Annotated in this window: 19 protein-coding genes and 1 pseudogene; 5 read left to right on the forward strand and 15 right to left on the reverse strand. The window is 39.7% G+C overall.

Features of this window, described 5'->3' with window-relative positions; translation table 11 throughout:
• Positions 1–40 precede the first annotated feature (40 nt).
• From ACQYAD_RS04215 to ACQYAD_RS04225, 3 genes are read right to left on the reverse strand one after another with little or no spacing between them, the layout of a single operon-like run.
• Complete coding sequence (locus ACQYAD_RS04215) at positions 41–442, reverse strand: disulfide oxidoreductase (RefSeq protein ID WP_430235875.1); 402 nt, start codon at positions 440–442, stop codon at positions 41–43.
• Entirely contained in the window at positions 435–1,139 is a 705-nt protein-coding gene (locus tag ACQYAD_RS04220; protein ID WP_430235877.1) for a DsbA family protein, read from the reverse strand. Before ACQYAD_RS04220 ends, ACQYAD_RS04215 begins: the two co-directional genes overlap by 8 nt.
• Before the next feature lie 12 nt (positions 1,140–1,151).
• The gene (locus tag ACQYAD_RS04225; protein WP_430235879.1) at positions 1,152–2,045 is read right to left on the reverse strand and encodes a cation diffusion facilitator family transporter; all 894 of its coding nucleotides are present in this window, start codon (positions 2,043–2,045) and stop codon (positions 1,152–1,154) included.
• A gap of 157 nt (positions 2,046–2,202) precedes the next feature.
• On the opposite strand from ACQYAD_RS04225, the gene ACQYAD_RS04230 reads away from it, so the two are divergent.
• Positions 2,203–2,340, forward strand: a complete 138-nt coding sequence (locus tag ACQYAD_RS04230; protein ID WP_430235880.1) for a hypothetical protein — start codon at positions 2,203–2,205, stop codon at positions 2,338–2,340.
• Here the strand turns inward: ACQYAD_RS04230 and ACQYAD_RS04235 are convergent.
• A complete protein-coding gene (locus tag ACQYAD_RS04235) occupies positions 2,337–3,098 on the reverse strand; it encodes a DODA-type extradiol aromatic ring-opening family dioxygenase (protein ID WP_430235882.1) in 762 nt (253 codons plus the stop codon). The genes ACQYAD_RS04230 and ACQYAD_RS04235 overlap by 4 nt on opposite strands.
• Positions 3,099–3,226: 128 nt before the next feature.
• Between ACQYAD_RS04235 and ACQYAD_RS04240 the strand changes: the two genes are divergently transcribed.
• Positions 3,227–3,547: a winged helix-turn-helix transcriptional regulator gene (locus ACQYAD_RS04240; RefSeq protein WP_430236103.1), complete on the forward strand. Its 321-nt coding sequence runs from the start codon at positions 3,227–3,229 to the stop codon at positions 3,545–3,547.
• Positions 3,548–3,900: 353 nt separating this feature from the next.
• On the opposite strand, the gene ACQYAD_RS04245 is transcribed toward ACQYAD_RS04240, so the two are convergent.
• From ACQYAD_RS04245 to ACQYAD_RS04260, 4 genes are all read right to left on the reverse strand, one after another.
• A complete protein-coding gene (locus tag ACQYAD_RS04245) occupies positions 3,901–4,260 on the reverse strand; it encodes a PIN domain-containing protein (RefSeq protein WP_430235884.1) in 360 nt (119 codons plus the stop codon).
• A 20-nt stretch (positions 4,261–4,280) separates the two neighbouring features.
• Positions 4,281–4,586: an AbrB/MazE/SpoVT family DNA-binding domain-containing protein gene (locus ACQYAD_RS04250; protein ID WP_430235886.1), complete on the reverse strand. Its 306-nt coding sequence runs from the start codon at positions 4,584–4,586 to the stop codon at positions 4,281–4,283.
• Between the two features lie 311 nt (positions 4,587–4,897).
• Complete coding sequence (clpP, locus tag ACQYAD_RS04255; RefSeq protein WP_430235888.1) at positions 4,898–5,497, reverse strand: ATP-dependent Clp endopeptidase proteolytic subunit ClpP; 600 nt, start codon at positions 5,495–5,497, stop codon at positions 4,898–4,900.
• Between the two features lie 11 nt (positions 5,498–5,508).
• On the reverse strand, positions 5,509–6,180 hold the full coding sequence (locus ACQYAD_RS04260; RefSeq protein WP_430235890.1) for a sigma-70 family RNA polymerase sigma factor: 672 nt from the start codon (positions 6,178–6,180) through the stop codon (positions 5,509–5,511).
• Positions 6,181–6,352: 172 nt separating this feature from the next.
• On the opposite strand from ACQYAD_RS04260, the gene ACQYAD_RS04265 reads away from it, so the two are divergent.
• Positions 6,353–7,408 carry a lactonase family protein gene (locus ACQYAD_RS04265; protein ID WP_430235892.1) on the forward strand — a complete coding sequence of 352 codons (1,056 nt, stop codon included), beginning with the start codon at positions 6,353–6,355 and terminating at the stop codon, positions 7,406–7,408.
• 1,107 nt (positions 7,409–8,515) lie between these two features.
• Here the strand turns inward: ACQYAD_RS04265 and ACQYAD_RS04270 are convergent.
• From ACQYAD_RS04270 to ACQYAD_RS04300, 7 genes are all read right to left on the reverse strand, one after another.
• Positions 8,516–10,297, reverse strand: a complete 1,782-nt coding sequence (locus tag ACQYAD_RS04270) for an ABC transporter ATP-binding protein (RefSeq protein ID WP_430235894.1) — start codon at positions 10,295–10,297, stop codon at positions 8,516–8,518.
• Positions 10,284–12,053: an ABC transporter ATP-binding protein gene (locus ACQYAD_RS04275; protein WP_430235896.1), complete on the reverse strand. Its 1,770-nt coding sequence runs from the start codon at positions 12,051–12,053 to the stop codon at positions 10,284–10,286. Before ACQYAD_RS04275 ends, ACQYAD_RS04270 begins: the two co-directional genes overlap by 14 nt.
• 244 nt (positions 12,054–12,297) lie before the next feature.
• Positions 12,298–13,968, reverse strand: a complete 1,671-nt coding sequence (locus ACQYAD_RS04280; protein ID WP_430235898.1) for a glycoside hydrolase family 13 protein — start codon at positions 13,966–13,968, stop codon at positions 12,298–12,300.
• Between the two features lie 63 nt (positions 13,969–14,031).
• Entirely contained in the window at positions 14,032–15,810 is a 1,779-nt protein-coding gene (locus tag ACQYAD_RS04285) for an alpha-glycosidase (RefSeq protein WP_430235900.1), read from the reverse strand.
• 85 nt (positions 15,811–15,895) lie between these two features.
• A complete protein-coding gene (locus ACQYAD_RS04290; protein WP_430235902.1) occupies positions 15,896–16,744 on the reverse strand; it encodes a sugar ABC transporter permease in 849 nt (282 codons plus the stop codon).
• Positions 16,744–17,718, reverse strand: a complete 975-nt coding sequence (locus ACQYAD_RS04295) for a carbohydrate ABC transporter permease (RefSeq protein WP_430235904.1) — start codon at positions 17,716–17,718, stop codon at positions 16,744–16,746. Before ACQYAD_RS04295 ends, ACQYAD_RS04290 begins: the two co-directional genes overlap by 1 nt.
• Positions 17,719–17,789: 71 nt before the next feature.
• A complete protein-coding gene (locus ACQYAD_RS04300) occupies positions 17,790–19,058 on the reverse strand; it encodes a maltose ABC transporter substrate-binding protein (protein WP_430235906.1) in 1,269 nt (422 codons plus the stop codon).
• Positions 19,059–19,572: 514 nt separating this feature from the next.
• Here ACQYAD_RS04300 and ACQYAD_RS04305 point away from each other — a divergent pair.
• Positions 19,573–20,565 carry a LacI family DNA-binding transcriptional regulator gene (locus ACQYAD_RS04305; protein ID WP_430235908.1) on the forward strand — a complete coding sequence of 331 codons (993 nt, stop codon included), beginning with the start codon at positions 19,573–19,575 and terminating at the stop codon, positions 20,563–20,565.
• Positions 20,566–22,088: 1,523 nt separating this feature from the next.
• Positions 22,089–22,949 (forward strand): annotated as a pseudogene (locus tag ACQYAD_RS04310) (alpha-amylase family glycosyl hydrolase); the annotation flags it as partial.
• Between the last annotated feature and the right edge of the window lie 500 nt (positions 22,950–23,449).

Below are 23,449 nucleotides of genomic sequence, written 5' to 3' on the forward strand. Positions count from 1 at the left end.
TTCACCACAAGGCATAACGATTCTTAGAGGTCAATCCGCTTTAGTTTTTCCGTGCAAGAATAACGAGGCTGATTGTAATCATCGTAAATGCAACGAACGCCATCATCGGAATCGTAATAAACCCGAACCAGTTTAAGTAGTCTTTGGAACATGGAATTCCCGTTTGGCATTTTTCAAATTGCTGTAAATAGGGGATTTTTTGCAATGCCGTATGATAGCCTGATACGATGATCCCCAAAATCGACAGCGGCAGCGCATAAATATAAATCTTCCAGTCATTTCGATAAAAGGCAATTCCTAAAATCACAGCCAAAGGGTACATCAGAATCCGCTGGTACCAGCATAATGTGCATGGAGCATAGTGCAACACCTCAATAAAATATAGGCTGCCAAGCGTGGAAATTAGGGCAACCAACCAAGAAAAAAGCAGCGGTTTATTCATTGCCTTTCTCCTTAGCTGCAGCATCCACCATTTTCTTTAAATCATCGATTGTTTGGCCGTCAAATAATTTCCCATTAACAAATAAAGTCGGCGTGCCGGTAACGTTTAGCTTTTTCGCCAAATCCATATCCTTCTGAAAAGCCGCATCGGATTTTTTGGCGCGGAAATGGCCAACAACCTTTTTTACATCTGCATCACGGGCAACTTCCTTTAACGTATCCGTTAGAAATTTTTCATCATAAAGATCAATCTTTTCATATTTACCGTCTTCCGGCTGTTTTTTATACAAAAGGTCATGAAACTTCCAAAACGTGTCATTGCCCAGTACGGCATATACAGATTCGGCAAATTTTGCGGCGCGAATCGAATCAACATTAATAAACGCATCGTTTAAAAAGTACAGCTTCGCCTTGCCAGTGTCCACGAACTCTTGCTGAATCACCGGGATCACATTTTTGCCAAACTGTTTGCAACTCGGGCATTTATAATCACCAAACTCAATGATCGAAACCGGTGCGGATTTTCCCCCTATGTACGGCTGTCCAGAATAATCAATTGTCTGCTTCTTGGTTGTTTTTGAAGGATTGCTTAAAAAAATAAAAGCGATCAAGGCCACAGCAACGAAACCAATTACCCAGAAAATAAACTTTGAAGATGAGTTTGCTGTTTTCTTCGTCCCTTTTTTGCCTTTTGCCATCCGAATGACCACCTACCTATTATGAATATATGGATTCAAATGTATCAGTACTTCCTCAATATTAGTATACTTTTCCATCAGTGTAAATTTAATTTCTTTGGCAATATCGTGTCCTTCTTTAATCGTCTTTTCGGAATCAATTGAAATCCGCACATCGACCATAATGTAATGTCCATGATCGCGGGCGCGGATCCGGTCAATCCTCTTTACTTCGTGGAATTCGGAGATCATTTGCTGAAGATCGTTCAAAAATTCGCCATCAATATTCCGTTCAAGCAAAATATTGAATGCTTCTGTTAACAATTCAATCGCAATTTTTAAAATCAGAATGGAAACGATGATGCTGGCCATTTTGTCGCTGTATTGTAAAAAAGGAATGTTTGCAGCTGTCCCAATATAGGTGAGTGAAACGCCAATTGCCGCCGTAAACGATGCGGCAATATCAGCTTTATGGTCAATCGCAATGGCTTCAATTGCTTTGCTTTTATACTGCAAGGCTTTTTTCAGCGAATAGCGGTAGAGGAACTGTTTGATTGCAAAAGATAAAACAGCGACGTAAATAGCTAAAATACTTGGAAGAGTGAACGGTTCGATCAATCCTGATATTCCTTGGTAGCCAAGGTAAAAAGATATGAGAATAAGGAGAACGCCAACAATTGCCGACGAGATGATTTCCGCTTTGCCATGGCCATATGGATGGTCATCGTCTGCCGGTTTATTCGATATTCGGACAATCAAAAGTGCAATCACTGCGGCGAACACGTCAGTCCCCGAATGAATTCCATCTGCGAATACTGCGTTGCTGCCGCCAAACCAGCCAATGCTCATTTTGCCCACTGCCAACACTGCATTGCTCCATATACTAATCAGTAAAACCATTCTTGAAACCGATTCCCTTGTTTGCAATTCTACCACTCCATCAAAAAGCCGCTATATGAAAATTGTTAGTAAGATCGTATCAAACACCTTTTAGGCGAGTCCAGAAAATTATCTTTTAGCCAAGATTACCGGCTATACATATACCCTCTCTAGTCTTTACCCAAGTTCAGGATGTAAAATACTTATGAAAAAAAGAAAAAAAGCGAATAAACGCTCTCTAAAACATCGTATTCGTAAACCTGTGCTTCGTGAAGAAGCATGGAACGGAAAGTTTGAGGATTTGGTAAAATTTTTTCTGGAATTTTTCCAAAGAACACCTTAGAACGCGAGACAAAGGTAGCTTAATGTCCCATATTCATAGCTGCGATAAAGGACTGCAGGTTTGCTTTGTCCGCTGCCCATCGCAATAAAAAGGGGAACAAAGTGCTCAGGTCTTGGAACGGCGGCTTTCGCATTTGGTGCTTTTGTTTCATACTGAAAAAGATTTTCGCGATTGCTTTTCTCCATTTGCTCGATCAGCCAGTCATCAAATTGAAGAGCCCATTCCTCAGGCTCCGTCTGTCCCCAGTTTACCATTCGCAAATTGTGCACCGTGACACCGCTGCCAATCACAAGGATATTTTCCTGTCCCAACCCTTGCAGTGCTTCGCCAATTTGGTATTGTTTTTCCGGGGGAAGAAATGGATTGACCGAAACTTGCACAACAGGAAGATCTGCGTTTGGATACATTCTCGATAGCAGTGTCCATGAACCGTGATCAAGACCTCTTTTTGCATCAAATTGAGCAAGAATTCCCGCTTGGTCAAACAAATTTTGCAGCCTACCGGCAAGTTCAGGTGAACCTTTAGCCGGATAACTCACTTGATATAACTCGTCTGGAAAACCGTAAAAATCGTAAATCGTTTCATAGGTTCCTTCCACTGAGGAAATCGTAACTTGCTCTTCTTCCCAGTGCGCTGTAAAAATAACAATGGCTTTCGGCTGAAGTTTTCTTCCTAAATTTCCAAGAAAATCGGTATACTCCGAATTCTCAATTGCCAGCATCGGCGAGCCATGTGCTAAAAATAAAGATGGCATCATCTTGTAAACTTCCCTTCTTTTTAAAAAAATCACTTACTTTATGTAACTAACTATAAATTCATAATAAATGTATGTCAAGTAACCATTTTGCGTTATAATAAAGGCAACAGAGGTGATTGCACGTGAACATGAATTCGAATTCATTATGCCCGAAATTTGAAAAAGCCATGAAACTCTTAAGTCAGCGCTGGTCCGGTCTCATCATTTACCAGCTTTTGTCTGGCCCGCAGCGTTTTGGTACGATCGAGGCTTCTCTGCCGATTAGTGGCCGGCTGCTATCTGAGCGTTTAAAGGATCTAGAGCGCGAGGGAATCGTTACGCGGGAAGTCTTTCCTGAAACCCCAGTGCGGATTGAATACTCCCTTACCGAAAAAGGAAAAGCCCTCGAACCCGCATTAAAAGAAATGGAGAAGTGGTCACAGAAATACGTTGAAGTGAAAAAATTATAAGTAAAAAGGTGCCTAAACCCCAATGCAATCAAGTATCAAAAGATATTAATTGCTTCTTATGAATAATTTATTTTATAATAGAGATAAATAAAAAAGATCAGATGCGTTAACATCTGATCACGCAACTACATGCCGCAAAGTGAGCGGCTAACCAAAGTATGTTTAATTACAAAAAGGAGTAACTACCCATTTGACCTTTGGGGAGGCAGGGCGGTTACTTCTTTTTGTTTTGAATAAACATGATGACCAACTTAAACATTAGGAGAAGCGGTTCCTTTTGGCTACTCCATCTCGATAATTATATCCTCTGGTGCATAATACTCTGTAGATAACCGTCTAAAATCTTTGCAATTTCAAGTAATTGTTGCACTTAATTCGGCATTTTGATTGACACTTACCGCCAAAAAGGCGTCAGTGAAATCCACATTTTGCTTGCAATATTCTACTAATGCTCCTAGGACTATATCCATTTCCAATGTTTTAATATTAGCTGATGCTATCAATTGACTTAAATTCTCTGCTATTTCTTTTTTCGAATGGCTGTATCTTTTAGATTCTAGAACATAACAACACTCCGCTATCACTAATGGATGTAACATAAATGTTAAATTTTTTTCGATAGCTTTCTTAAATAATTGAAATGCTGCCGGTGATTGAACTGGATCATCATTTGTTAAAAATCTTACTATAACATTCGCATCTAATAGATACATTGAAACCACCCCACCTTCTCCTATTTTTCATCTTCATTAGGAGAAACCATTTCCTCTCTTGCTAATTTCCTAATCTTTTCCCATTCCATTGGCTCATCATTCCCTTTTGGAGGCATACTGCCATATAAATCTAAAAGGGATTCTTTTTTCTTAACTTTTACCGTTACTTCCTGATTCTCACCAAAAACAAACAGGATCTTATCTCCTGGTTGAGCGCCAATCGTTTCTCGAACTTCTAAAGGGACAGTAATTTGGTTCTGGGAGGAAAGTTTTGCAGGAACCGCTTTTGAGTAGATGGATACTCCTTTACTTTTTGCTTTTGCCATGTGTTTCGCCTCCGCCATTTTTTTGTATATGTTTTGGTTTATTTTATTTCGCTTTCCATATTTTCTTGTTGTCTATGTCAATTGCGGATTACTTTAATACCATTTTACCTTTAATTTAAATTAAAGTAAATTTGATAATATTTATTTCATTTTTAAATTTCCTTTATTTAAATAAATTCCTTTATAGTTTCTAAAAACTTTTGGTGTTGCAAATCAAATCATTTATTTTCCGATAAAGATTTCATTTTATTTAAGGCTAAAACTTTTCTATTCAAAAAGAGCCGGGCAAACGCCGGCTCTTCTTTTCATAGTTAACTTGCACGAATGATTTCATCAATGATCCCGTATTCTTTTGCTTCTTCTGCGCTCATGAAATAATCCCGCTCCGTGTCCCGCGCAACTTTTTCAACTGGCTGCCCAGTGCGTTCGGAGATGATTTTGTTCACATGATCTTTAAGTTTTAAGATTCTCCGCGCTGAAATTTCAATTTCTGTTGCTTGCCCTCTGGCACCGCCCAACGGCTGGTGGATCATAATTTCCGCATTTGGCAAAGCAAACCGTTTGCCTTTCGTTCCAGCTAAAAGAAGCATGGCTCCGAAAGAAGCCGCCATCCCTGTACAAATTGTCCGGATATCCGGCTTTATATACAGCATCGTGTCAAAAATGGCAAATCCCGCAGACGTAGACCCGCCCGGACTATTAATATAAAGGGAAATATCTTTCTCCTCATTGTCAGCAGCCAAAAACAACAGCTGGGCAACAATACTATTAGCAACGTGATCGTTAATTTCATCCCCGATCATAACGATCCGATCCTTTAACAGGCGGGAATAAATATCGTACGACCGCTCACCGCGAGATGATTGCTCAATAACATATGGCACAGTATTCATGTGATTTTCCTCCTTCAATCGTTTTGATCCTAAGCCGCTAAAAGAACAGGAGAGGAGGAGTGCCGCATCCACGTTGCAGGCTGGACTTCCCGTGCGAGTGAACGAATCGTTGGTACTGCTTCAATCAAAACAGTCGGATCTTGATAAAAAAAAGATTGATAAAACAAGCTCGTTAACAGCGACTCTTCCGTTTCCTCCCATTTGGTGGGAAACTGGATGTCACTGCACCTCATTTTTGCCAATTGCTTTTTTGACCGGAGAAGTGCGGCCTTTACAGCCATTTCTGTTGTGTTTAATATCTCGGCAATCTCGGCTGTTTGGTACTGAAAGCCTTCTTTCAAGGCAAAAATAACCGCCTGTTTTGGAGTGAGTTTTTTCAAAAAAGATTCGACCAGTTCCATTTGCACATCGGTGGCTGCCTTCTTTTCCAGCATCGCTCCCTCCGGTATTTCTTCAACAAGCGTTTCGCGCGCTCGTTGGCGAATGACATCAATCCAGTGATGGTAAGCAATTTTATGAAGCAGCGCAGTACTCAGCGTGGAATAATGCACACAAGCTTTGATCACCGCTTCTTGGGCAATATCTTCCCCATCCCATTTATTTTGTGCCAGAAAACGGCTGTATTGTTGAAGACGCGGATACCATTCAATGATCTTTACTGACTCTTCCTGTTCACTTACTTTTTGCATGCGGTTGTTCACTCCTTTAACACCTCTCTGCTATAAAAACGATTAAAGGGGGTAAAAAAGATACGGGTTCGGAATTTTTTCTTTCATTATATCCAATATGATTGATTTCAGGCACCGCTTTCAACCTTTCTACTTATTTGTGCTAAAATAAACATAGTAAATTTGATCATAAGGAGATTTGACAATGAGCAATAAACGATTTAAGGGGTATGTTGGAACGTATACGAAGGGCGACAGCAAAGGGATTTATTCGTTTACCCTTGATACTGATGCAAAAAAAATTACCAATGTGCAAGTTGCCGCCGAATTGGACAATCCTACATATTTAAACATCAGTGAAGACAACCAGTATCTTTACGCAGTTGTAAAAAAAGGAGAATCGGGCGGTGTTGCCGGTTATAGAATTAGTGAATCCGGCGAACTTACCCCAATTAATACACAAGTGCTGGCTGGTTCACCGCCATGCCATGTCAGTCTTGACCACCACCGTCAATTTTTGTTCAGTGCCAATTATCATAAAGGGACAGTCGAATCGTACACCTTAAACCGCGAAAACGGGATGATCTCGCCGCCAGTGTCGATCATTCAGCATGAGGGCAACGGTCCTGATCCAAGGCAGGAAAAAGCACATACTCACTTTGCGGGATTGACACCGGATGAAAAGTATCTCGCTGCTGTCGAGCTCGGCATTGACAAGCTTTTTACATACAAAGTTGGCGATGATGGAAAATTGACCGAAGTAAGCAGTTTGTCTGTCAAACCAGGCAGCGGACCGCGCCACCTTGCTTTTCACCCAAATAAGAAATTTGCTTACATTATGACCGAGTTCAGTTCAGAAGTAATTGCCTTAGCCTATCATGCTGAAGACGGAAGCTTTCGTGAACTGCAAGCAATTAAAACGATTCCAGACGACTTTACGGATAACAACCAGGGTAGCGCGATTCACATCTCCTCTGACGGCCGCTTTGTCTATGCCGGCAACCGCGGACATAACAGCATTGCCATTTTTTCTGTAAAGGAAGAAACAGGAGAAGTAACTTTCGTTGATCGGGTTTCTACTGAAGGCGATTGGCCGCGCGATTTTGTACTTGACCCAACGGAAGAATTTTTGATTGCTTCCAATCAAAATTCCGGAAACCTCGTATTGTATGCCCGTGATCAAGAATCTGGAAAACTGAGACTTTTACAGGCAGATGTAGCTGTGCCCGATCCGGTTTGTGTGAAGTTTTTGCATTATTAAGTATCGGTAGAAGACAGTGCCCCTGAAGCTTATGCTTAAGGGGCACCTTTTTAAAATTTCCACTGATCAGCGCGGTTATTGAGAACCCTTCTTATTGACCGTTTGCACCATTTTTCCGCTCCAACGGACATTGAGAACCTCTCTTATCGACCATCAACCCAGGATTTCCTCTTTCACGGGCATTCTAAACCTCTCTTATCGACCATCAACCCAGGATTTCCTCTTTCACGGGCATTCTAAACCTCTCTTATTGACCATCAACCCAGGATTTCCTCTCCAACGGACATTGAGAACCTTTCTTATCGACCATCAACCCAGGATTTCTGCTCCAACGGACATTGAGAACCTTTCTTATTGACCATCAACCCAGGATTTCCTCTTTCACGGGCATTATAAACCTCTCTTATCGACCATCAACCCAGGATTTCCTCTTTCACGGGCATTCTAAACCTCTCTTATCGACCATCAACCCAAGATTTCTGCTCCAAAGGGCATTATAAACCTTTCTTATCGACCATCAACCCAGGATTTCTGCTTTCACGGGCATTATAAACTTCTCTTATCGACCATCAACCCAGGATTTCTGCTCCAAAGGGCATTATAAACCTTTCTTATCGACCATCAACCCAGGATTTCCGCTTCCACGGGCATTATAAACCTCTCTTATCGACCATCAACCCAGGATTCTCGCTCCAACGGACATTGAGAACCTTTCTTATCGACCATCAACCCAGGATTTCCGCTCCAAAGGGCATTATAAACCTCTCTTATCGACCATCAACCCAGGATTTCTGCTCCAAAGGGCATTATAAACCTCTCTTATCGACCATCAACCCAGGATTTCCTCTTTCACGGGCATTATAAACCTCTCTTATCGACCATCAACCCAGGATTTCTGCTCCAAAGGGCATTATAAACCTCTCTTATCGACCATAAACCCAGGATTCTCGCTCCAACGGACATTGAGAACCTTTCTTATTGACCATCAACCCAGGATTTCCGCTTCCACGGGCATTATAAACCTCTCTTATTGACCGATAACCAAGGCTGCTCCCCTTTACCAACACTAAAAACCTGCTGCTGAAACAAAAGTGTGACTTTTCTAACTTATCCCACTTGAATCGATTGATGCTGTGACCGATGCAGTCGCCAGTAATAGCTTTTTCTGTGCATTAATTCCTCATGGGTGCCTTCTTCGATTATTCTTCCTTTATCAATCACAAGAATTCGAGAGGCGTTTTGAATCGTGGATAGCCGATGGGCAATAATAAAGGATGTTCGGCCCACAAGCAGCGTTTCCAAACCTTTCTGCAAGGCAAGCTCGGTTTCTGTATCAATAGCCGAAGTTGCCTCATCAAGGATTAATATCTTTGGATCGGCCAACAATGCCCTGGCAAACGAAATTAACTGCCGCTGTCCAGTGGAAAGCCTCGATCCTCTTTCGTTCACCTCTGTATAATATCCATCTTGCAAACGGCTAATAAACGCATGAGCCTGCACTGCTTTAGCCGCCTCAATCACTACTTCATCGGTTGCATCCAAGCGGCCATAGCGGATATTATCCATAATCGTGCCAGAGAAAATAAACGGATCCTGCAGCATCACCCCCATTTGCTTACGGAGAGACGAAAGGGTTACCGTCGCGATGTCAACGCCGTCTATTTCAATTTTTCCACTGTTTAAATTATAAAAACGGCTAATCAAACTGATAATGGTCGTCTTTCCCGAACCGGTCGCTCCTACAAGGGCAATGGTTTCACCCGGATTAACGCAAAAATTCAAGTCATGGAGAATTTTTTCCTCACCCTCATAGCCAAACTCAACATGTTTAAATTCAACCTTCCCTTTAATGGCTGGCAATTCGCTTGCATGTGGAGCATCCAAAACTGTCGGCCTCTCATCCATCATTTCAAAAATGCGCTCCAAATAGGCCGTTGCATTGATAATGGCATTATAAAAGTTTCCGATATTCGTTAAAGGAGTCCAAAACATCCAAATATAGCCGATAAATGCAATTAATGCTCCTACCGTCACCCCTTGATTGATTTGCGAAATCCCAACCATATAAATGAAGGAAACGGTTAAAGTTGAAAGATTTTCAATTGAAGGCCAAAGTAAAAATTGAATTTTTACCGCCTTCATCCACGAGGTCCGATAACTTTCGGATACATCGTGAAAAATACGTTTGTTTTCTGCTTCCCGTGAAAAAGCCTGCGTTACTTTTATTCCATTAATGCTTTCATGAATATAAGCATTCATGTTGGATTGTTTATTGCTTAGCGTTTGCCAAGCCCGACGCTGGGCATTTTTGATAAAAAAGATCACGATGGCCAAAATCGGAAAACCAACCATGGACAAGAGCGTCAGTTTGACATTAATCGAGAACATAAAAGCTAAAATCACCACAAGACTAAAAAGATCGGTTATTAAATTGATTAGTCCATTTGAAAGCAAGTCGCTCAAGGAATTAACGTAATTGACCACCCGCACAAGAATTTTCCCATGCGGCCGGTTATCGTAGAAAGAGAAAGATAATTTTTGCAGGTGTGTAAACAAATCGGTTCGTATATTTTGGATGACACTTTGGCCAATATCTGTCATCATGCGAATCTTATACTTCAAACTTACCCCTGTAATGACTAACGAAAGCAGGTAAATACCCGCAAGCAGCCACAGGCCTCCGATGTCCTTCTGGGGAATTTTCTCATCAATTGCCTGTTTAATTAGATACGGTCCAATCAAATTTGCCGCACTGGCAACGAGCATAATGAAAACGGTTAAACTTAATTTCTTTTTATATGGGGTTAAATAACCAAACAGTCGCTTTAGATGAATGAAACGAAAAGGAGATTCCAATTCTTCATCGACATCAAATTTATTGCGCGCCATGGACAGAAATCACTTCCTCACCTTGAAACATTTCGTCAAAATCACCAAATTGATTTTTATACACATGATAGTAGTAACCTTTTTTCTTCAAAAGTTCTTCGTGCTTCCCTCTTTCAATAATGTTCCCGTTGTTCATGACAAGGATTAAATCCGCTTCTTTGACAGATGAAATACGGTGGGCAATAATAAAGCACGTTTTTTCTTGGAGTACAGAATTGAGCGTTTGCTGGATTTTCAATTCCGTTTCCATATCGACTGCTGAAGTTGTATCATCCAGAATCAGGATCGCTGGATCTTTCAAAATGGCTCTTGCTAACGCAATCCGCTGCCTTTGTCCACCGGAAAGGCCAACACCACGTTCGCCAACAATCGTATCGTATCCATCCGGAAGCTCGGAAATAAACTCATGAGCCTCCGCCGCTTTTGCCGCTGCATGAACGGTTTCAATTGAAGCTTGCGGATTGCCGTATGCAATATTTCCTTCAATAGTATCGGAAAATAGAAAAATATCCTGCATGACCATCGCGATATTCCCTCTTAATTTATGAATATCCCAATCTCGTACATTCACTCCATCTACTCGAACTTCTCCACGATCCGGATCATAAAATCTGCTTAACAGATTCACCAATGTCGATTTTCCCGCCCCTGTCGGCCCGATAATCCCGACTGTTTGCCCCGGAGTGACTTTAAAGTTGATATTTTCTAAAACAGCTCCATCTCCATAGCTAAAAAAGACATGGTCAAACTCCACGATCCCTCTGAAGTTTTTAACATTGGACGGCATCTCGCGATTGGTTATTTTCGATTGTGCATTTAACAAATCTTCCACTTTCTCCGCAGATGCAATGAACCGCTGAACATCATTAATCAGCCAGCCGGCCATCCGCATCGGATTATTCAATGCCCAAAGCAATGAGTTAAATGTAACCAACTGGCCCAGTGTAAGGGAACCGTTAATCACCATGATTCCTCCCACGACAATCATTACGACAGATAAGACCCCGGCAAGGGAATCCAGAATAGGCAAAAACCGTTCCCATACATGGGCCGAAAGAATATTTTTTTCCTTGAAAGCTTCGTTCTCAGCTGAAAATTTTTCAATTTCATAGTCTTCTTTGGCAAAAGCCTTCACAACTCGATTCCCACTAATATTTTCCTGTACCACTGAATTTAATCGTGCAAACTGTCCCCTAATTTCGGAAAATGTCGGTTTAACCGTATAGGCTAACCGGTAAGCGAAAAAGCCAATGAGCGGTGTAATCGCCAGCATCGCCAAAGCTAACGGCGGATGAATATAAAACATGAACCCAAGCGCAAACAGCAGGATTGTCAGATTTTCAAAAATCATATAGATAACCCAAGCAGTAAAATGCCGGACGGCTTCCAAATCACCCGTCATTCGGGCCATGATGTCCCCTGTCTTCGTCCGATCATAAAAACTAAAATCAAGCTGATGAAGCCGATCATACAACTGTTCCCTTACCGTAAAAATAACGCTCTGCGATATCCGTTCAAACATTAATTGATAATTGTAGCGGATTACCGTCTTGACCACGGTGACGCCAACCATCAGTCCAAGAAAAGGAACCAACAAGCCACTTTGGCCGCCCAAAATGACCTTATCAACAATCTTTCCGGCAAAATACGGATTCACCATATTTAACGCCGAAACCACTAACGACAAAAAAAGACCAAGGAATAGCCTTGCCCGGTATTTACGTATATAGCCCCAAGCCCAATGTATGCTTTGCACAATCAACTTCCTCCTTTCGATTGGCGATAAACATAAATATATAATATTAACCTTCGTGCACTGATATGAATGGACAAAACGAAATAAACTTCCAAGAATTAGAATCGCCAGAACACAAATAGCCTATAGAAAAGATCAATTTACCTGACGACTGTTCCATTAGTCGTTTTCGCATTGATTTCCTTTCAATCCTACCCACTAAATTCTCTCTATACAGAAGGAAAAAAGGGGAAAATTCCCCTTTTCACCTTAATATATAGACTCTGGTTTCGAAAGGTTTTAATGTAAACTCTTTTCGCAGCCTGTCATCCGCTCCATCATAATTATGGAGGACAAGTTCAGATTTCGAATACTTCAGGCTAGACGGAACACGAAATCTCGTTGGGTTAGGACTAAAATTGTTGATCACAATCGCCTTTTTGCTTCCCAACCTCCTTGTATAGACAAATAGTCTTGGATGGTTTGGCAATAATAACTCGTACGTTCCGTATACGAACAACGGATGCTCTTTTCGAAGTCTGATCAATTGTTTATAAAAATGCAAAATGGAATCAGAATCCTTCAATTGTTCCTCTACATTAATATTGACGTAGTTTGGGTTTACTCCAAACCATGTTTCATCCGCAGTCGTAAAGCCTGCCATATTTGTTGAATCCCACTGCATTGGGGTACGCGAATTATCACGGCCGTGCTTCCAAATAATGTGCATGATCTCATCATGCGAACGGCCTTTTTTTGTTTCAATATTGTAATAGTTAATCATGCCTACATCATTGTAATCATGAATGGATGGAAATTTAACATTTGTCATGCCAATTTCCTGGCCTTGATAAATAAAGGGAGTACCTTTCATAAAGAAATATAAAGTTCCAAGCATTTTTGCGCTTTCTTTCCAATACTTTTCGTCATTCCCCCAAGTTGAAACCCTGCGCGGCTGATCGTGATTCTCAATAAATAAGGCGTTCCACCCCTTGCCTTCCAACCCTTTTTGCCATTTGGTCAAGGACTTTTTTAATCCACGGACATCTACAGTCCCTTTTAAATCCTTATCCCAAAGGCCTAAAAACTCAAATTGGAAAATCATATTGAAGTAGCCGTTTTCCTCTCCTACCCACTTATCCGCATCCTCTAAACCAACGCCATTAGCTTCTCCGACTGTCATAACATCATAGTTTTTAATCGTATTTTGAGTGAATTCAGAAAGAAGCTCATCAATACCATCCACATTCATCATGTAAGGAAAGCATGGGACATAGTCTAATTTTTTGGGATTGGGCATATCCGGAAATCCCGGTTCTTTTTTAATATGCGAAATTGCATCTACCCGGAAACCGTCGATTCCTTTTTCCAGCCACCAATTAACCATCTCTTCTAAAGCCTTTCTTACCTCTGGATTTTCCCAATTCAGATCCGGTTGACGTTCCGAGAAAATATGCATAAAATATTGATCTGTTTCTTTATCATATTTCCAAGCAGAGCCGCTAAAAATGGATTCCCAGTTGTTTGGTTCCTTTCCGTCTTTTCCATCCCGCCAAATATACCAATCGCGTTTCGGATTCTCTTTCGATGAACGGGATTCAATAAACCAAGGATGTTCATCACTCGTATGGTTGATAACCAAATCCAATATTAGTTTCATATCCCGCTTATGTACTTCTTCAAGCAGTTCATCAAAATCTGCCATTGTACCAAATTCATCCATAATATCCTGATAATCAGATATATCATAGCCATTGTCATCATTAGGAGATTTATACATTGGACAAATCCAGATCACATCAATGCCTAAATCCTTAAGGTAATCCAATTTGGTAGTTACACCTTTTAAATCGCCAATACCATCACCATTGGAGTCCATAAAACTCCGAGGATATACTTGGTATACAACACTTTCTTTCCACCATATTCTATTCATTTTGTCTAATTCCTCACTTGGTTAATGATTTAAATGCAGAAATCCCTAACTGCCCTTCTTTAGTTAAAACGCCAATATGGTAAGGTCAAAAGGAGGGAGAACAACATTTAGTTCACCTTTTTTATGAATAAAAGATTCCTCAGTCAGCAAATTTGTAATTTTTTTACCTTTTAAACTGAACGGCACTTCCACCGTAATCTTTTTATTGGAATTGTTGAACACAAATATAATCGTTTGCTCCTGATATGTCTTCGTGTAAATAACATGATTTGTCTTATTGCTTGCGGAAATAAATCGAAAAATTCCCTTGTTGCCGAATGCCATGTTTTCTTTCCGTAACCGGATTAAACGGGAAATGAACTTATGCAAATCTTGATCTTGTTCATCCTCTTCCCAAATCATACATTTACGGCATCCAGGATCCATATCGCCTGTCATTCCGATTTCGTCTCCATAATAAATACATGGAGATCCTGGTGAAGAAAGCAAAAACGCAAACAGCTGTTTTACTTTCATGGTATTTTCCTTACAGACCGTTGCAATTCTTGGTGTATCATGACTACCAAGCAAATTAAATGCGATTTCTGTTACATGTTCCGGATACATTAGCAAGGCGTCTGTTGTCATATTCACAAAGTCCTTGGCATTTATCTTTTCTTTGGCGAAAAATTGTATCGCAGCATTTGTATATGGGTAATTCATAACAGCATCAAATTGATCTCCTTGAAGCCATGGCATGGCATCATGCCAAATTTCACCTAGTATATAAAGATCTGGCTTAATTGCTTTTACTTCCTTTCTAAATTCCCGCCAAAAATCATGTGACACTTCATTTGCCACATCAAGACGCCAACCGTCAATATCAAATTCTCTCACCCAATAGCGGGCTACTTCGAGCAAATATGCCCGAACTTCAGGATGACCTGTATTTAACTTCGGCATTGCATGAGTGAAAGAGAACGTATCGTAGTTTGGGTTCGGCTTTATTTGAACAGGAAAATCGTGTATGTAAAACCAATCTTTATACTTAGATTCTTCTCCATTCTCTAGTACGTCTTGAAATTGCGGAAAATAAAAACCACTATGGTTAAACACTGCATCAAGCATGACCCTGATTCCCTTTTTGTGACACTCTTGCACAAGTCGTTTAAATGTTTCTTTATCACCGAATTGAGGGTCAATCTCCATATAATCAATTGTGTCGTACTTATGATTGGAGTGTGCTTTAAAAATAGGTGTAAAATAGATCCCTGTAACTCCCAATTCCAGCAAATAATCTAGATGATGGATAACTCCTTCAAAATCGCCTCCGAAGAAATTGGTTGGAGTCGGATCCGTACTTCCCCATGGCAATGTTCCTTTGGGGTCAACATTCGCATTTCCATTTGCAAAACGCTCCGGAAAAATTTGATACCATACTGTATCTTTTACCCAAGAAGGAATTTGAAATACGTCCTCTTCATTAAGAAACGGGAACGTAAAGTACGCGGAGTTATCATCCAATGGTGCTTCTTTAAAAAACCCCTTTTCCGTGTATACAAGCTTATCTTTTCTTGATACTATTTCGAATCCGTATTTTAAACGCCTATATTGAGGTTGAATAGCCGCTTCCCAGTAATCAAATAGATCTGTACTTCCTTTTTTGAGCATTCTTGTTTTTTCCCATGGTTTCCAGCGATGGGTTCCGGCTTTTGTTTCCTCCCATGAATACGGATCACCAGAAATTAAAAAAACAGAGTCCACATCATTTTTCTTCGTTCGTAAACGCAAATGCAAGGTTTTGTTATCATATGCGTAAGCAAAATTATTTTTAGGCCGATGATATATCGCTTCTTTTAGCATACTTGAATCCTCCTTTACAATCCGTTAAGCACTAAACAAAATATCCATTCACACGATGTTGCGTGTAAATGGACTTGAATTGTTTTTATCCTTTGACTGAACCAGCAACGAGCCCTGAAGCAATATACTTTTGTAATAAACCAAAGATGATGGTCAATGGCAATGCAGAAAGTAGTGCGGCTGCAGCAAACTGGCCCCAGCTTTGTGCAAATTTTCCGCTGATCATCTGATACATTCCTACACCCAAGGTATAATTTTGCGGAGATTGAATAATTGTTCCAGCTAAAACGTATTCGCCAAAAGCTCCCATTAAGGTGAATAAGAAGATAACGACCAACATCGGCAGCGATAAAGGAAGCAAGATCTTTATAAACCTTTGCCAAGCATTTGCACCATCAATAATGGCTGATTCGTCCAGTTCTTTTGGAACCGTATCAAAATAATTTTTTAAAAGCCAAATATTATAAGCGCTTCCGCCAAGCATAACTAAAATATACGAAGCAATGCTGTCGATCATGCCATACTTAGCTAAAACTCCGTAAATAGCAGCGATTGCTAAAAAGTTCGGGAACATTTGCAAAATTAAGAGAGTCATTAATCCATACTTTCGTCCGTAAAACCGCAGCCTGGAAAAAGCAAAAGCAGAAGTAGCAGTAAAGAAAACTTGGCCAATCGCTACGCTCAGACCAACAATCAAACTATTTCTTACCCAAATTACAAATTGCCCATCTTGAAATAGCTTAATATAGTTGATTAAGGATGGGTTTTTAGGTATAAGAGATGCCGAGAAATAAGTATTCGTTGGATTGAATGAAGCCGTGACAACAAAAAGCATCGGAATAATCGAAATTAAAATAACACACCAAATAAAAATACGTGAAATCCAAAGAACGATCCCTTCACCAGGCTTTAATTTTTTCCGTGTCTCTCTCATTAGTTGTCACTCTCCTCAAACGCACGTGTGTACTTCATCTGGATTAAGGTCAAAACACCCACAAATATAAATAATATGATTGAAATCGTTGCAGATAAATCAAATCGGTTAAAAGTCAAGGTCATCTTATAAGCTGCAGATGCCAAGTTGTCCGTATATCCCACAAACTGATTATCAGAACGAGCAGGATTGCCTTGTGTCAACAAATATACCGCATTAAAATTATTAAAGTTAAAAGCAAAACTAGGGATAATTAACGGGAGGCTGATTTTCCAAATCACTGGCAACGTAATTAAACGAAACTGTTGGAACCATTTCGCTCCATCCATTGCACTCGCTTCATAAAGTTCATTTGGAACGGCCTGTAATGCACCTAAACAAACTGTCATCATATATGGGAAACCCGCCCACAAGTTTACCATTATAATGGAAACTTTGGCCCAAGTCGGATCGTTTAACCAAGGAATTCGTGGAAGTCCAATTGATTGTATGAGAGCATTAATTTGTCCATACGTATCATTCAAAAGCCCTTGCCACGCAAGCAAACTAATCAATGCAGGAACTGCCCAAGGTATAATCAAAATGGAACGATAAAGTGCTGCCTCTTTCATATTTTTGTTATTAAGGATAACAGCTAGTGTTAATCCTACGAAGTAGTTGAGAAGGGTTGAGACGACTGCGAAAAACAAACTCCATATTAGAGTCGGTATAAATAGGGTAGATAATGGATTATTTGGATTTAAAATGGCTTCGAAATTTTTTAATCCTACCCATTGATAGCTTAAAAAATGAGCAGAGTTGAAATTAGTAAAGGCAATATACATTGTATATAAAATAGGAGCAATACTTAATACTGAAATGGAGATAAGAGCTGGTGATAAGAAACCGTATGCTGACCATTGTATTTTTCGGCGCTTTAGACCATTTGATTTCCCTTTTTTCATCTGCTTATTTGCATGAATGGTATTTTCCATGTTAATCCCACCTTTATAGTAAAGAAGTGAGAAGGGGACGAATTGCCACCTTCTCCTGACAAATTCTGTTTTTAAGAACCTTGAACTTGGATACCTTTTTTGACGTTATTTTCAAAATCTTTCGCGCCTTGTTCTGGAGAGACTTTACCACCGACAATATTTTTCATCACACTCATAGCACCCCAAACAGCTTGCATTTGCGGTATATTCGGCATCGGTACAGCCGTTTTTATTTGGTCAGCAAAAGGTTTAATATTCGGATCATTTTGAATAATTGAATCATTTTGTAATTTTACAAGAGTTGGGATTGCTTGGCTTGCCTTAAAAAGTTCTTCCTGCATAGTAGCATCTGTAATTGCTTTTAGTAAGCTCCATTCAGCTGTTCGCAAGTTTTGTGGGCTCCGTGCATTCACAAAAGCTGTCTTTACACCCATAAACGGTGTTGCAGGTTGTCCGTTTGACAATGTTGGCAGTGGAGTGATAGCATACTTCACACCTGACTTTTTAATATCAGGAACACCCCAAGGACCGCTGATATACATTCCAATTTTCCCAGTAGTGAACTGAGCTTTTGCGATCGCATCTGTTACATCCGCAGTCATCCATTTATATTTTGCATTCATATCACGCAGCAGACTGTAGGCTTGAATGGCCCCTTCGTTAGCTAGACCAATATCTTTCGGATCAAGTGTTCCATTGTTGTTTTTAAACACATATCCACCAAGTCCACCGATAAAAGCGTAGTTGTAGTAAATATTCGTAAATTCAAATCCGAACCCACTTTGATTAGCATCTTGTACAAACTCATCCCAGGTCTTTGGAGCTGTTTTTACTTTGTCTGTGTTATAAAATAAAGCTGTTGTTTCAGCAGATACAGGAGCTGAATAGATTTTTCCGTTTACCGTAACAGCATCAATTTCTGATTTAGTATAATCATCTGGATTGATAAGCCCTTTAGGAAGAGGCTCAATTAAACCTTGTTGAGCAAATAGTCCGTTGTTATCATGCGGCATACCAAAAACAATATCAGGCCCTTTTCCTGTTCTGGCAGACGTTGCATAGAATTGAAATCCATTTGAATTCCCAGACTGATCGATTACCTTAACCGTATTACCATATTTTTTTGCCCATTCAGCTGCAGTCTTTTTAAGGATATCAACTTTTGGCTTTCCATCCCATGACCAAATCGTAATGGTTTGACCACTCGGAACTTTATCCGAAGCCCCACCAGTTGCTTTATTCGTGGCTGCATTATTATTGCCTGAACTGCAACCTGCCAACAATCCACCTATCAAGCCAAGCGATACAACACCTGAAATTACTTTAGACCAAATTTTCATTTGTTTTCCCCCATTTTACTATAAAGCTTTTCCAGTTTTGAGTTACTTCTTAAGTAAATTTCAATGCCCCATTACAATTAAATTTCCTATTTTCCTAATTTACTAGAAGAGTATGTAATGATCCGCCTCCCGAAAGGAATATTTTCCTTTGATATCGTTTTCAAAAACCGACAAAAAAGAATTTTCCAATGATAAAAAGTATGAGTAGAATCGTTCATTATGGCTTTTCATCAGGAAAATATTTTCTTGATGAACTAAGTATAAGGCACATCATTTTCCCCGTCAACGAGTTATTGGATTTTTTTTTAAACCATGTTATTATTAATTCATTACAAATGATATCATAAATGAAAATGTTTTCATTCCCTAAACATCAAGGTTTACAAAAATATGTATCTTCACTTTGACTGATTAGTGAAACTTCCTTTTACTCAAGTATAAAAAAGGAAAATGTATAGTTATCTTAGGAAAATATTTTCCTAACTAATCTATTTTATTAGAAATGGTGATTCTTTTGAAAATAACAATTAATGATATTGCAAAAATGGCGGGAGTCTCAATCTCTACCGTTTCAAGAGTTATTAATGACAGCAAGCCGGTAAAGGATGATGTTAGACAACGTGTCCTGAACGCGATCAAACAAACGAACTACCGGCCAAATTCCTTAAATAACAATCTATCAAAAAATGATTCTACACTAATTGGGGTAATTACACCTGAGTACTCTAATACGATCCTTCCGAACTTTATGGATGGTATCAGTAAAATTTTAAAATTGTATGATTATGATATTATGATTGGCTTAACGGACAGTACGCACGCAAATGAAATCCATTATTTGAATCTTTTCCAAGAAAAACAAACACAAGGGATTATTTTTGTTGGATCACCTTTTAATAATCATCATGTTGAAGTTTTGAAAGAAATCCCTTGTGTGGTGGCTGGCCAAATTTCGCCTATATCCTCCATCCCTTCTGTTCACGTGGATAATATTACAGCATCATATGAGGCAGTAACGTATCTAATTCAAAAAGGGCATCGCAAAATTGCCATGATCAGGGCTATTGATGATAATAACGCTGTCGGCGGTGATCGTTTTACCGGGTTCAAACAAGCCCTTTTAGATGCAGGAATACCGATTACAAACGAATGGGTTGTAGAAAGTGATTTTTCGGTGGAAGATGGTATGGAAGCCATGCGGAGAATTTCAGAATCAGGTTCAATGCCTTCCGCTGTCTTTTGTGCATCGGATTCGATGGCAATCGGGGCAATGAATTATTTACTTGACAATGGGGTTCGTATCCCTGAGGACATTTCCGTTTTTGGCTTTGACGGCAGTTTAATGTCATCAATTGTAAGACCAAAGCTCTCAACTGTTGCTTACTCTGCAAAGGAAATGGGAATGACAGCTGCGAGAAATTTAGTAAAAATCATAAAGGGAGAAACTGTAAGCCCCCACCATTACAATGTGACCCATCATTTAGAGATTCGCGAGAGTACAAGATGATAATGTACTATTATTTTCCGCAGTGATCGCACCATTTTATTAAATAAATGACTGTACTAGGACGGGCTTTGGACGATCTATTTGAAGCCCTTCCTAAAGGTTTTTCCACCATCTTACACTTGATACTTAGAAATAGGATTTCACCAGTACTATTTGAAAGCCTTTTGATAATACGCGGTGGAATCAACTTCATTTATCAATGTTTCTTATTTAGAATCTTCCAATGAGTTGTTTTGTTCTGCAAATCTTGTATTGAAAATTCAAATAATAAACAGTAGTTTTAACTTGCAAATGGAAACGTTTGCAAGTTATTTTATAAATTATTTTAAAAAAAGAGGGGGAAAGGTATGAAACGTTTTAACAAAATTTTCTTAGTATTGATACTTCTTTTTAGTACTTTTGTCTTGCCGTTTGTACAAACAGCTAAAGCCTATGAAAAAACCTTTGATACAGTCGTTCTTCGTGGGAATGCTTCTACGTTGGATTGGTCATCGAATAATAATTCGTTAACATTTGATGAAGTGACTGGATTATGGCAGAGTCAGCCAATTAATCTTCAAGGCGGCAAAGAAATAGAGTATAAGTTTGTTATGAATGGCAACTGGATGAGCGGTGATAATCTTAAATTTACACCGCCGCAAACGGGTGATTATATTTTTGTTTTTCATCCCGACCAAGAAAGAAATGTCGATGTAAGAATTGATTTTTCCAAATTCACAGGGAAACTTACCTTAAACGTCCACTTGCCCGCAAATACGCCTAATTGGGCTACACCAACAATTGGTTCAACGTTAAATGGATTTAATTATACTGTAACCCCGCTGACCAAGAATGCGGATGGAACTTGGACCGTAACCCTTGCTGGAAATGCAGGAGATGAAATTGAGTATTTATATTCTTTGGGGGACCAAAAGCTGGGAGAGAATTCTGCAACAAAACGAAAAGCCGTTTTCTCGGCTGACGGAAAGCTTTATGACGATACTGTTTCTGGATGGAAGTCTGTCCCAGTAGCAAAGGATGTTAACAACCATTACGCCTTTACACCAAAAATGCCTTCGAGCAATGATGATGTAAACGTAAATGTTACCGTTCAACATTACGGAAATGTTGACTCTGGTGCAATCTATTATTCCACAGATGGAGTTTTTCCAAGTGGGCAAAGAGGAACAGCGACTGTTGGACATGTCGTAAAGCTGGAAAAGGATTCTGAAAGTACGTCAGGAGGGTTGACGACCACTGTATTTAAAGGCACTATTCCAAAACAGCCGGATGGAACCGATGTCAAATACATAACGGATGTTTGGGACTCTCATGGTGTTGGTTCACAGTACGCAGATTCCAATAGTTTAGACCCAAAAGGGGCTACTCCATTTGGGTATTATGTAGATCATTTTAAGACCCCTCAATGGGCAAAGGATGCCGTTATTTACCAGGTTTTTGTTGATCGTTTTAACAATGGGGATAAGAGCAATGATGATCCAACAAATGCAAGTTTACCATATGATGAACAGTTAAAAGGCTGGATGGGCGGTGATTTGCAAGGGGTTTACGATAAGCTGGATTATATTAAAAGCTTAGGCGTGAACACAATCTGGATCTCACCTGTGTTTAAAGGCCCTTATTCCCACGGTTATCATCCAGCTGATTACAAGGAAATTGATCAGCATTTTGGGGATAAGTCGATCATGAAAAAGGTGGTCGATGCAGCACATGCCAAAGGAATGAAGGTAGTTTATGATTTTGTTGCAAACCACACTTCATCACAGCATCCATTCTTCCAAGATGCGAAAGCAAAAGGAGAAGGAAGCCCATATTATAACTGGTATACCTTTACAGACTGGCCCGATAAATATAAAACCTTTTATGGAATAACCGAGGTTCCGGAACTGAACAACGATAACCCGGAAGTAAGAAATTACATTCTGAATGATGTAGTGCCTTACTGGTTAAAAGATTTAGACTTTGATGGATTCCGTTTAGATTATGCAAAAGGTCCAAGTTATGGTTATTGGGCAGATTTTCGTCAGAAAGTAAAACAATTAAAACCGAATGCGTATATTTTTGGAGAAGTTTGGGATACCCGGGAGAAAATCAATTCTTATGCCGGTGATTTAGATGGGGCTTTGGACTTTGGCATGAATGATGCTCTTGTTAATACGTTTGCCAAAGATCAATCAATGGTGGATTTAAGCAACACAGTAAAAACAAATCTAGACACGTATCCTTCTGAATATGTCGTTTCATCATTTTTGGATAGCCATGACAAGCCGCGATTTATTTATGAAGCCGGCGGCGATGTGTCGAAGATGGAATTGGCTGTAGCAACGCAATTTACACTTCCGGATCCGCCGATTATTTACTATGGTGATGAAGTGGGCCTTTCCATGAGCAAAGATCCCTCTTCGGTTAAAGAATGGCAAGATCGCTATTATCGTGAAATGATGCCATGGGATCAGGCACATCAAAATATTGAACTTGAAAACTATTATAAAAAGATGATTGAACTGCGCAACTCAATTCCCGCCTTGCGAACAGGTTCATTCAAGTCTTTGATGGCGGATCAAAACCTATTTGCCTATGAAAGAGCAGATAAAGATGGTCAGTACCTCATCGTCGTTAACAAAGGAACCGATGATCAGCAAATTGACGTTAATAAGTTGTATAACCAGTTAAAAATAACGGATGTAACGTTAAAAAGCCAATTAGATGATCAAATAATTCATAATGATGGGAATGGGAATCTTTCCTTTACGAGCAAAGGAAAATCTTTCACTATTTTTAAAGTCAGCGGATCTTTAACATATAGTGATGTACCGCTAGACCGCAATAAAGTATATAGTGAAGTAGTATTGCGGGGATCAACGCCTTTGGCTTGGAGTGGAGC

This window comes from Neobacillus sp. SM06 (assembly GCF_050496765.1).
In the GTDB taxonomy this organism is placed as follows: domain Bacteria; phylum Bacillota; class Bacilli; order Bacillales; family Cytobacillaceae; genus JAEVLT01.